Origin of the sequence: Mycobacterium sp. E342, from assembly GCF_001667665.1 — a bacterium.
Classification (GTDB): Bacteria; Actinomycetota; Actinomycetes; order Mycobacteriales; family Mycobacteriaceae; genus Mycobacterium.
Window position 1 is genome coordinate 63,035 of the sequence record NZ_LZJM01000168.1, and the last position, 11,434, is coordinate 74,468.

The 11,434-nt window shown below is 68.8% G+C and carries 10 protein-coding genes; 3 read left to right on the forward strand and 7 right to left on the reverse strand.

Annotated elements, in window-relative coordinates; all coding sequences use genetic code 11:
* Positions 1-12: 12 nt before the first annotated feature.
* The 7 genes from secG to A5692_RS12225 form a co-directional block, all read right to left on the reverse strand.
* Positions 13-246 (reverse strand): preprotein translocase subunit SecG, encoded by a 234-nt coding sequence (secG, locus tag A5692_RS12195; protein ID WP_067408932.1) that lies wholly within the window; start codon positions 244-246, stop codon positions 13-15.
* 32 nt (positions 247-278) lie between these two features.
* The gene (tpiA, locus tag A5692_RS12200) at positions 279-1,064 is read right to left on the reverse strand and encodes a triose-phosphate isomerase (RefSeq protein ID WP_068056256.1); all 786 of its coding nucleotides are present in this window, start codon (positions 1,062-1,064) and stop codon (positions 279-281) included.
* Entirely contained in the window at positions 1,061-2,299 is a 1,239-nt protein-coding gene (pgk, locus tag A5692_RS12205) for a phosphoglycerate kinase (RefSeq protein ID WP_068056258.1), read from the reverse strand. Before pgk ends, tpiA begins: the two co-directional genes overlap by 4 nt.
* 2 nt (positions 2,300-2,301) lie before the next feature.
* Positions 2,302-3,321 (reverse strand): type I glyceraldehyde-3-phosphate dehydrogenase, encoded by a 1,020-nt coding sequence (gene gap / locus A5692_RS12210; RefSeq protein ID WP_068056262.1) that lies wholly within the window; start codon positions 3,319-3,321, stop codon positions 2,302-2,304.
* Between the two features lie 115 nt (positions 3,322-3,436).
* The gene (locus A5692_RS12215) at positions 3,437-4,864 is read right to left on the reverse strand and encodes an NAD(P)/FAD-dependent oxidoreductase (RefSeq protein ID WP_068056265.1); all 1,428 of its coding nucleotides are present in this window, start codon (positions 4,862-4,864) and stop codon (positions 3,437-3,439) included.
* Positions 4,861-6,618, reverse strand: a complete 1,758-nt coding sequence (locus tag A5692_RS12220; RefSeq protein WP_068056267.1) for a DUF3556 domain-containing protein — start codon at positions 6,616-6,618, stop codon at positions 4,861-4,863. Before A5692_RS12220 ends, A5692_RS12215 begins: the two co-directional genes overlap by 4 nt.
* 149 nt (positions 6,619-6,767) lie before the next feature.
* Positions 6,768-7,250 carry a hypothetical protein gene (locus tag A5692_RS12225; RefSeq protein WP_231984308.1) on the reverse strand — a complete coding sequence of 161 codons (483 nt, stop codon included), beginning with the start codon at positions 7,248-7,250 and terminating at the stop codon, positions 6,768-6,770.
* 233 nt (positions 7,251-7,483) lie between these two features.
* On the opposite strand from A5692_RS12225, the gene A5692_RS12230 reads away from it, so the two are divergent.
* From A5692_RS12230 to A5692_RS12240, 3 genes are all read left to right on the forward strand, one after another.
* Entirely contained in the window at positions 7,484-8,224 is a 741-nt protein-coding gene (locus A5692_RS12230) for a lysophospholipid acyltransferase family protein (protein WP_156766053.1), read from the forward strand.
* Between the two features lie 69 nt (positions 8,225-8,293).
* A complete protein-coding gene (fadD12, locus tag A5692_RS12235) occupies positions 8,294-9,856 on the forward strand; it encodes an acyl-CoA ligase FadD12 (protein ID WP_068056290.1) in 1,563 nt (520 codons plus the stop codon).
* Complete coding sequence (locus A5692_RS12240) at positions 9,856-11,142, forward strand: alpha/beta hydrolase (RefSeq protein ID WP_068056273.1); 1,287 nt, start codon at positions 9,856-9,858, stop codon at positions 11,140-11,142. Before fadD12 ends, A5692_RS12240 begins: the two co-directional genes overlap by 1 nt.
* The last annotated feature ends 292 nt before the right edge of the window (positions 11,143-11,434 follow it).

The window sequence follows — 11,434 nt, forward strand, 5'->3', positions numbered from 1 at the left end:
CCCGCCGACGGGTCACCGGTACTTGATCAGCAGGGCCATCCCGATGATGGAGACCAGCCAGATGCCGGTGATGAACAGCGTCAACCGGTCCAGGTTCTTCTCCACCACCGTCGAGCCGGAAAGGCTGGACTGCACACCGCCGCCGAACAGCGTCGACAGGCCGCCACCCTTGGCGCGGTGCAGCAGCACCAGCAACACCACCAGCACGCTGGTGACCACCAGGGTGATCTGCAGGGCCAACTCCATGACGGAGAGCTTACCGGGGTAGCCGCCCCGCCTTACGGAAGGGGCCCGCCGGCCGCGATCGCCGCGAGCGTCGCGAACTGCTCACCGTCCAGCGACGCCCCGCCGACCAGGGCGCCGTCGATGTCGTCGCGGGCGATCAGTTCGCCGATGTTCTTGGCGTTCACCGAGCCGCCGTAGAGCACCCGCACGGCGTCGGCAACCTTCGGCGAGGCCAGCGAGGCCAGCTCCGTGCGGATCGCCGCACACACCTCCTGGGCGTCGGCGGCGCTGGCCACCCGGCCGGTGCCGATGGCCCAGACGGGCTCGTAGGCGACGACGACGGTGCCGATCTGCTCGGCGGACAGGCCCGCCAGCGAGCCGCGCAGCTGCTCCACGTTGTGCTCGACGTGGTTGCCGGCCTCGCGGACCTCGAGGTGCTCGCCGATGCACACGATCGGGGTGAGCTCGTGCTTGAGCGCGGCGGCGGCCTTGGCGGCGACCAGCGCGTCGTCCTCGTTGTGGTAGGTGCGCCGCTCGGAGTGCCCGACCACCACGAAGCTGCAGCCGAGCTTGGCCAGGAAGGCGCCGCTGATGTCACCGGTGTAGGCGCCCGAGTCGTGCTGGGAGAGGTCCTGGCCGCCGTAGGTCAGCCGCAGCTTGTCGCCGTCGACCAGGGTCTGCACGCTGCGCAGGTCGGTGAACGGCGGCAGGACGGTGACGTCCACCCTGTCGTAGTACTTGTCCGGCAACGCGAACGCGATCTTCTGCACCAGCGCGATCGCCTCGAAGTGATTGAGGTTCATCTTCCAGTTGCCGGCGATCAGCGGCTTGCGGCTCACGCGTCCCCTCCACCCGGCTGCGGCTCCCCAAGCACCTCGATGCCTGGAAGCGTCTTGCCCTCAAGGTATTCCAGCGACGCGCCGCCGCCGGTGGAAATGTGCGAGAAGTCGCCCTCCGGGATGCCCAGCGCGCGCACCGCGGCCGCGGAGTCGCCGCCGCCGACCACGCTGAACGCGCCCTTGCCGGTCGCCGCGGCGATGGCCTCGGCGACGCCGCGGGTGCCCGCGGCGAACGCCGGGAACTCGAACACGCCCATCGGGCCGTTCCAGAAGATGGTCTCGGCGTTGGACAGCAGGGCCGCAAAGCGTTTGACCGATCCCGGCCCGATGTCCAGCCCGATCACGTCGTCTCCGATGGCGTCGGCCGCCACCGTCTGCGGCGGCGAGTCGGCGGCGAACTTCTCGGCCACCACGATGTCCACCGGGAGCCGCAGCACGTCGACGTAGGTGTCCAGCAGTCGGCGGCAGGTGTCGACCATCTCTTCTTCCAGCAGCGACTTCCCCACCGAAAACCCTTGCGCGGCGAGGAAGGTGAAGCACATCCCCCCGCCGATCACGATGCTGTCGGCCTTGGTGGCCAGCGATTCGATGACGCCGAGCTTGTCGGACACCTTCGACCCGCCGAGCACCACCGCGTAGGGACGGGTGGTCGAGCTGGTCAACTGCTCCAGCACCCGGATCTCGTCGGCGACCAGGGTGCCGGCGTAGTGCGGCAGCAGCGTGGCCACGTCGTACACCGACGCCTGCTTGCGGTGCACCACCCCGAACCCATCGGAGACGAAAGCCCCTCCGGGCGAGACCAATTCGGCGAGTTCGCGGGCGAGGGCGAGCCGCTCGCCGTCGTCCTTGCTGGTTTCCCGCGGATCGAAGCGGATGTTCTCCAGCAGCAGGACGTCGCCGTCCGTCAGCCCCTCGGCGCGGGCCAGAGCGTCGCCGCCGATGACGTCACCGGCCAGCTGCACGTGCCGGCCCAGGTGCTCACCGAGCGCCGCGGCGACCGGCGCCAGCGACAACTTCGGGTCGGGCCCGTTCTTGGGGCGACCCAGGTGCGCCGTGACCACCACCTTGGCGCCGGCCTCGACGAGCGCCCGCAAGGTGGGCACCGACGCCGTGATGCGGCCGGGATCGGTGATGGCGCCCGTGTCGTCGAGCGGGACGTTCAGGTCGGAGCGCACCAGCACGCCCCGACCCGAAACCCCTTCGGCCAGCAGGTCTTCGAGGGTTGGCACGCCCATGGTTACAGCGACTTGCCGACCAGCGCGACCAGGTCGATGAGGCGGTTGGAGTAGCCCCACTCGTTGTCGTACCAGGACACCACCTTGGCCTGGTTGTCGATCACCTTGGTCAGCCCGGAGTCGAAGATCGAGCTGTGCGGGTCGGTGACGATGTCGCTGGAGACGATCGGGGCGTCGTAGTACTTCAGGATGCCCTTCAGCTTGCCCTCGGCGGCGGCCTTGAACGCCGCGTTGATGTCTTCGGCGCTGGCGGCTTTGGACAGCTCGGCGGTGAGGTCGGTCACCGAGCCGGTGGGGATCGGCACCCGCAACGCGTAACCGTCCAGCTTGCCCTTCAGCTCCGGCAGCACCAGCCCGATGGCCTTGGCCGCGCCGGTGGAGGTCGGCACGATGTTCAGCGCCGCCGCCCGCGCCCGGCGCAGGTCCTTGTGCGGCCCGTCCTGCAGGTTCTGGTCCTGGGTGTAGGCGTGGATGGTGGTCATCAGGCCCTTGACGATGCCGAACTCGTCGTTGAGGACCTTGGCCAGCGGCCCGAGGCAGTTCGTGGTGCACGACGCGTTGGAGATGATGTTCTGGCTGCCGTCGTACTTGTCGTCGTTGACGCCCAGCACGATGGTGATGTCCTCGTCGGTGGCGGGCGCGGAGATGATGACCTTCTTCGCGCCGGCGTCCAGGTGGCCCTTGGCCTTGGCCGCGTTGGTGAACAGCCCGGTGGATTCCACGACCACGTCGACGCCCAGGTCACCCCAGGGCAGCGCGGCCGGGCCCTCCCGGACCTCGAGCGCCTTGATCTTGTGCGGGCCCACCACGATGGTGTCCTGGCCCTCCAGGCTGACGTCGTAGGGCAGCCGGCCCAGGATCGAGTCGAATTTGAGCAGATGCGCCAGTGTGTGGTTGTCGGTGATGTCGTTGACCGCCACCACCTCGATGTCCGCGGTGCCCTGCTCCTGCTGGGCCAGCAGGGCCCGGTAGAAGTTGCGTCCGATTCGACCGAAGCCGTTGATGCCTACTCGGACCGTCACTGATCTCTCCCTGTCTTGACGATGTCTTTACTGAGTCCGCTGATTACGCGCTCGTGGTCAGCCTAGATCAGCAACCTGCGCGGTTGCCGCCCCGGTTCCCGCGACCAATGTGACGTCAGCCGCGGCGCGGCTTGTTCAGCCACTTCAGCGCCGACTCGGCGGCGTGGTAACCACACAGGCCGTGGACGCCTGCTCCCGGCGGCGTGGACTGCGAGCACAGGTAGACGCCCGGGACGCCGAGGGTGTAGGGATTGACGGCGATGCGGGGCCGGAAGATGACCTGGAGGCCGTCGTTGGCGCCGCCGATGATGTCGCCGCCGATGAAGTTGGCGTTGTAGGCCTGCAGTTCGGCGGTGCCCTTGCTGACGGTGGCCAGCACGCGGTCGCGGAAGCCGGGCGCGAACCGCTCGATCTGTGCGACGACGGCGGCGGTGGCGTCGCCGTCGTAGCCGAACGGCACGTGCGCGTACGCCCAGATCGGGTTGATGTTGCCCGCCGAACGGGACGGGTCGGCCAGGTACTGCTGGCCGACCAGCACGAAGGGCCGCTCGACCATCTTCCCTTGCGCGCGTTGGCGTTCGGTGTCTGCCATCTCGGCGAACGTGCCGCCGAGGTGCACGGTCCCCGCCCGGGCGCAATCGGGGTTGCTCCACGGGATGTCGCCCTCGAGGGCGAAGTCGACCTTGAACGCCGACGAGCCCTCGCGGTAGCGCCGATACGACCGCCGGATCCGGCCGGGCATCGCGTCGCCGTAGAGGTCGAGCGCCGCGGCCGGGCTGAGGTCGAGCATGACGATGTCGGCGTCCGGGATGTCTTTGCGGCCGGCGACACGCACGCCGGTGGTGATGGTGCCGCCGTGCGCCTCCAGGGCGGCGGCCAGCGCTTGGCTGATCGACCCGGATCCGCCTTGCGCGACGGGCCAGCCGTAGCGGTGCCCGCTGGCCAGGATCATCAGCCCGAGCGACGCGGTCAGCGGGCGATCCAGCCGGGTGTAGATGTGCGCGGCGGAGCCGCCGAACAACGCCCGCACCTGCTCGGTGCGAAACCAGCGGGCCATGGTGGTGGCCGGCAGCAACGCGCGCGGCCCGAAGCCGGCCAGCCGAAGCGGGTGCCGCGGGACACCCAGGACCGGGCCGAGCAGATCCTCGGCCAGCTCGTCGAATCCCGCCGCGAGGTCACCGATCGCCCGCCGCCATCGGGGGCCGTCGGACCCCATGCCGGCCACCGTCTCCTCGACCGACCGGTAGAGCACGCCGGCGGTGCCGTCGTCGAGCGGATGCGCGCAGTCGACCTCAGGCCACTTCCACTGCAGCCCGTAGCGCTGCAGGTCGATCTGCTTCCACAGCGGCGAACCGACGCCCAGCGGGTGAAACGCCGAACAGTGGTCGTGGATGACTCCCGGCATGGTGAGTTCGCCCGAGCGGGCTCCCCCGCCTACGCCGTCGCTCGCCTCCAGCACCTGCACGTCGACGCCGTTGCGCGCCAGGTGGATTGCCGCGGCCAGGCCGTTGGGGCCGGCGCCGACCACCACCGCCCTGGTCATAGGGCGCTGCGTCGCGTGATGACCTGCACCGGGTACTCGTCGCCGGGCTCGGGCCAGGGCTGGCGGGCCAGCATGCTTTCCACGTCGACGTAACCCTCTTCGATCAAGCCGGTCTTGGCGTCGACGATGCGGTACTCCTGGCGCTGGACGTGAATCGGTTGGCTTTCCAGAATGATCACCCGGACGTCGCCCTCGGCGAACTGGCAGCGCCGCTGCACCGCCGCGAGCAACTGCTCGTTGTGCAGGTGGCCTTCACCGAAGTTCCATCCGATCAGCGGTCCGGCGATGATCTCACCGTCGCGCAGCTTGTAGTCCGCCTCGTCCAGCCCGTCGAGGGCGCGGTCCACCAGCCCGTTGAGCGTCCGCCCGTGCGTGTGCATGGACCGCCAGCCCATCAACTTGTCGATCATCATTTCGGCGGTGCTCGGATCGTAAAGCCGGGCAAGCTGTTTGGGGACCAGCGCCGCGGGCTTGGTGATGGCCGCGTCGATCTTGTCCTCCGCGCCCGCGCGCAGGCACCACAGGCTGGTGGCCCAGTTGCCGGCGTAGTAGCGCATCGCGGGCAGGAATGAAATCTGCCTGGGGAACAGGTTTCCCACGATCGGCACCACCGCAAGCGCGGCGATCAGGATGACCAGCAGCAGCGGTGAGCTCAGGCCGAGGGCCGTGACGCCGGCGTAGTGGCCGAACAAGTAGAACAGCGAGAACAGGAAAAACACGTTCCACTCCAACGGAACTCCCATCGGAATGGTGGAGGTGATGTTGAGGTGGAAGAGGACCATGAAGGCGATGAGAAACCACGCCCACCGGTGCCCGTCGGCGAAGAACACCAGGACCAAGGGCACCAAGAATTCCGCCGTCGTCCCGCCGACATGGGCCATCACCTTGGGCACCCACGACGGGCGCAGGTCGTTCACCGGGTCGAGGTAGAGCCTGCGCTTGAACCAGTTGAACGCCCTGCTGCGCAGCACCGGGCTGTTGCTCATCATCACCGCCACGACGTACGGGAAGTGGTGGTTGAGTTTCGACGTCGCGGCTCCCCACCACAGCGCCAGCATGATGATCTTGAAGGCGGCGATCTGGTCGGTGAAGGGAAAGAAGAAGACCAGCAGCGTCAGCCCGTAGTGTTCGCCGCGGGCGGCGAGGAAGACGGTCTTGTCGCGTAGGCCGAGCAGTGCCAGCGCGACAATGGTCGGCACCACCAGGACGGGATCGATCAGGCCGACGTCGCCGGGGGCGGTCACCGGCCCGCCCCGCCCGGGCGAGAGCAACGCCCAGACGCCCGAGACCAGCACGACCAGGTAGAGCACCACGTCGACGACGGTGCGGTTGTCGCCACCGGTCAGCGGGACTTTGTCGGGCCATGGGGGCAGGCGAATCGTATTGGGCCGCAACCAATACAGAAAGCCACCGAACACCGGCCAGAATCGTGCGGTCAGCGGCCCCGATCCGCAGCCCAGTCCCAGGATCTCGAACAGCAGCGTGAAGATGACCACCTTCTGATACACGATCGGCTGCGCCCACCAGTCGGCAATGTGCCCGAGCCCGCCCAGGCCCGGCGTCAGCGAGATCACCGCGGCGGCGCCGACGACGTACACGGCGATCTTGACGATGTAGAAGAGGTAGACCGCGTACGGCGAACCGAAGCCGTGTTCGACCCAGTGCCGGGTCATGATCTGCCGCCTGGTCGATCGCGGCAAACCGGGCCAGCTCTCGGGGTCGACATCGGGAAGGTCTGGAGTCATGAATCCCATGGGCGGCCTCGTTCGGTGTCGGCAGAAACCAGTTGGCCCGTCAAATGTATCGGGACGGCGATGCGGGCGGGGCCGATTGGGGGCGCCCCACTCTCGCTGGGCCGCGCGAGCGGCGAGAATCGCTGCGCCGCGGGTGAATTGATGCCGCGCTAGCGGATCGCGGTGCGCGGCCGCGGGGCGGACGCCGGCGGGTGACCCGGAGCCCGGCGGGCGAAGCGGTGGCGCAGCTTCTCGAGCATGCCGTCCAGGTTCTCCCGGTCCTGTTCCTCGATCCGCGCCATGCGCCGAAGGTTGCAGACGGCATCGACGTCGCCGTTGGCCTGCGCGGTGGCGATCGCCTTCTGATAGTCGTCGATCCGCTGCTCGATGAGCCTGCGGTTCTGCGAGAGCAGCCGGACGAAATAGTCGGCCTGCCGATGATCCGCCGCGTCCGGAACGGCCGGATCGACATCGGCCGCCCGCCGGTCGGCGGACGACGAGGGGCCCGGGGCGGGGCGGCCCGATTCGGGGCGGGCCACGCCGGCGTGAGGCCCTCGAGCGCGCCGGTCACGGAGGCCGACGCTGCGCCGGGTGCTGCGCTCCTGGGACCAACCGGCAACGTCCATCGGCTCCCCGCTTCTCGAGATTTTCACTTAGGGCGTCGTAACAATAGCGCCCGCGACCGGCCGGCACCATATCCGCGAACGGGGAAAGAGATCAGCACCATGACTGCGGTCGTGTCCCGGTCGCTACCATCGAGGAACTCGGCGCGGCCCCCACACCTCGAGCGGCCTCGCGGGAGCGTCAAGGGAGGAACGTGACCGACAACGATCGCCCCGATGCCGGCGACATCGGCAAATTCGACCCCGTCTTGACCCAGCGCCTGATGGGCGTGATGCGCCCCGCCCTCAAGACCTATTTCCGGTCGGAGGTGCACGGCCTGGATTCGTTCCCGCCGGGCGGGGCGCTGGTCGTCGGCAACCACTCCGGCGGCATGTTCCCGATGGACGTCCCCATCTTCAGCGTCCACTTCTACGAGAAGTTCGGCTACGACCGGCCGGTCTACACGCTGAGCCACGACATCCTGATGACCGGCCCCACCGGCGAGTTCTTCCGGCGCACCGGATACATCCGGGCCAACCGGGAGAACGCGGCGCAGGCCCTGCGCTCCGGCGGGGTCGTGATCGTCTTCCCCGGCGGCGACTACGACGCCTACCGCCCCACGCTGTCGGAGAACGTCATCGATTTCAACGGCCGCAAGGGATACGTCAGGACCGCGATCGAGGCCGGCGTTCCCATCGTGCCCGCGGTGTCCATCGGCGGGCAGGAGACGCAGCTCTACCTGTCGCGCGGCACCTGGCTGGCCGAGCGGCTGGGTGTGAAGCGCTTGCTGCGCAGCGCCATCCTGCCGTTGTCGTTCGGCTTCCCCTTCGGATTCAGTGCGGTGATCCCGCCCAATCTGCCGCTGCCCACGAAGATCGTCACGCAGGTGCTCGAGCCGATCGACATCGCCGCCGAATTCGGTGACGACCCGGACGTCGACGAAGTCGACGAGCACGTGCGGTCGGTCATGCAGCAGGCGCTGAAGGACCTGGCCGCCAAGCGACGCTTCCCGATCCTGGGCTGAGCCGTGGCCCCTCTCCTTGGTCCCGTCAACGACGCCGTCGGCATCATCACGACGTTGAGGCGCGCCGGCATGATCGCGCCGATGCGGCCCGACCGCTACCTCAAGATGGCCGCCGCCATGCGCCGCGAGGGCATGGGGATGACCGTGGGCTTCGCCACCGCGGCGCAACGCTGCCCGGACCGGCCGGGCCTGGTGGACGAACTCGGCACTCTGACCTGGCGCCAGCTCGACGAGCGGATCAACGCGTTCGCCGCGGCGCTGCAGGGATTGCCCTCGGGGACTCCCAAGGTCGTGGGGGTCATGTGCCGCAACCACCGCGGCTTCGTCGAGGCGGTGGTGGGCGCCAACCGGATCGGCTCGGACGTCGTGCTGCTCAACACGTCGTTCGCCGGGCCCGCGCTGGCCGAGGTGGTCAACCGCGAAGGCGTCGACGCCGTCGTCTACGACGAGGAGTTCACCGAGACGGTGGACCGCGCCCTGGCCGACAAGCCGGACGCCACCCGCATCGTGGCCTGGACCGACGGCGACCACGAACTGACCGTCGAGCAGCTCATCGCCGAGCACACCGGCCAACGGCCGGAACGCTCCGGCCGCAAGGGCAGGATGATCCTGCTGACCTCCGGCACGACGGGAACCCCCAAGGGGGCCAACCAAACCGGCGGAAACGCCGGCATCGGCACGCTCAAGGCCATCCTCGACCGCACGCCGTGGCGCGCCGAGGAGACGGTGGTGATCGTGGCGCCGATGTTCCACGCCTGGGGCTTCTCGCAGTTGATCTTCGCGGCGTCGATGGCGTGCACGGTGGTCACCCGGCGCAAGTTCGACCCGGAGGCGACGCTGGACCTCATCGACCGGCACCAGGCGACCGGTCTGGCGGTGGTGCCGGTGATGTTCGACCGCATCATGGAACTGCCGCCCGAGGTGCGAAAGCGGTACAACTGCAAGTCATTGCGCTTCGCGGCGGCATCCGGCTCGCGAATGCGGCCCGATGTCGTCATCGCGTTTATGGACGAATTCGGCGACGTGATCTACAACAACTACAACGCCACCGAGGCCGGCATGATCGCCACCGCCACCCCGGCCGACCTGCGCGCGGCGCCCGACACCGCGGGCCGGCCCGCGGGCGGGACCGAAATCCGGATCCTGGACAGCGAATTCAACGAGCTGCCCACCGGCGAGGTCGGCACCATCTACGTCCGCAACGACACCCAGTTCGAGGGCTACACGTCGGGCACCACGAAGGACTTCCACGCCGGGTTCATGTCGTCGGGCGACGTCGGCTACCTGGACGCGGCCGGCCGGTTGTTCGTGGTGGGGCGCGACGACGAGATGATCGTCTCCGGCGGCGAGAACGTCTACCCGATCGAGGTGGAGAAGACGCTGGCGGCCCACCCCGACGTGGCCGAGGCCGCGGTGATCGGCGTCGACGATGAGCAGTACGGGCAGCGGCTGGCGGCATTCGTGGTCCTGAACGCGGGCACCCGGGCCACACCCGAGACCCTCAAACAACACGTCCGGGAAAACCTCGCCAACTACAAGGTGCCCCGCGAAATCGCCGTGCTGGACGAACTCCCCCGCGGCAGCACCGGCAAGATCCAGCGCAACGAACTGCAGTCGCGGGTCAACGGCTGATGCGCCGGTTGCCGCACCGCTTGGTGCGCCCTTTGGTGCGCCCCCGCCCGCTGGCGCGCGCCGCGCTCGAACTGGCCAACGCCGCCAACGGATTACGGCCACTGGCCCGCAAGGGCTACAGCACCGTGCTGGTCTTCTGGTTCGGCTGGCCGACGTCGGAGGTGCCGGGGATCTACTTCTCCGTCTCACTGCTGGACGCGCTGCGGCGCGCGCGGCAGGGCCACTTCGCGGGACGGCGGGGTAAGGCGGCGCTGGCCATGACCGCGGCATCGTGGGCGATCCTGGCGGTGATCCGCTACCGCGGCATCACCACCCCGGGTCCGGTGCTGGAGGCGGGCCTGCGCGAGCAGCTCGGCGACGATTACGCGGAGGCGCTCAGCGAGCTGCCCCACGCCAAGCCCACCCGCAGCGGGCGCCGCAGCCTGCCGCTGGGCAACACCGTGGCGCGCCGGCGCTACGTCGAGAAGACCAACGTGGTGTCCTACGGCCCGAACGGCCGCGCCAACCTCGCCGACATCTGGCGCCGCCGCGACCTGCCGCGCGACGCCAAGGCCCCGGTGCTGCTGCAGGTACCCGGCGGCGCCTGGATGATCGGGATGCGCCGGCCACAGGCCTACCCGCTGATGAGCCACCTCGCCGCCCGCGGCTGGGTGTGCGTGTCGATCGGGTACCGCGTCTCGCCCCGCCATACCTGGCCCGACCACATCGTCGACGTCAAACGGGCGCTGGCGTGGGTCAAGGAAAACATCGCCGACTATGGCGGTGACCCCGAATTCGTCGCGGTTACCGGCGGTTCCGCGGGCGGGCACCTGTGCGCGCTGGCGGCGCTGACCCCCAACGACCCGTCATTCCAGCCGGGCTTCGAAGACGCCGACACGTCCGTGGCGGCCGCGGTGCCGATCTACGGCCGCTACGACTGGTTCTCCACCGAGGGCGAGGGCCGTCCCGAGTTCGTCTCGCTGCTCGAAAAATTCGTGGTGAAGCGGGGATTCAAGTCGCACCGCCACGTCTACATCGACGCCTCGCCGATCCGCAGGCTGCACGCCGACGCGCCGCCGTTCTTCGTCCTGCACGGCCGCGACGACTCGCTGATCCCCGTCGGCGAAGCCCAGGAGTTCATCGAGGAGCTGCGCGCGGTGTCGAAGTCCCCGGTCGCCTACGCTGAATTGCCCAGCGCGCAGCACGCTTTCGACATCTTCAGCTCACCCCGGGCGCATCGGTCCGCGGAGGCCGTCGCGCGGTTCCTGTCCTGGGTGTACGCGACGAACCCGCCCGACCGCGACTAGCGCTTGTCCGCACCGCTGGTCACCCGCCAGGCTCTCGGGTCTCTGTAATCCCTTGTGTCACTTTGGTTTCTGTGGTCACAGAATGTGCATTTTTGTCGGTGGGTGTTTTTAGGGTTTGGGGTATGGGTGTCGGTAGTCGTGAAGAGATCGTCGAGGTCTTCGACGCCCTCGACGGCGACGTGGAGCGCCTGTGCCAGTTGTCTTTTGACGTGCTGACCACCCCGGAGCGGTTGGCTGCCCTGGAGCGGGTGGAACGCGTGGCCCGCCAATTACGCACACCCCAGCACGCGTT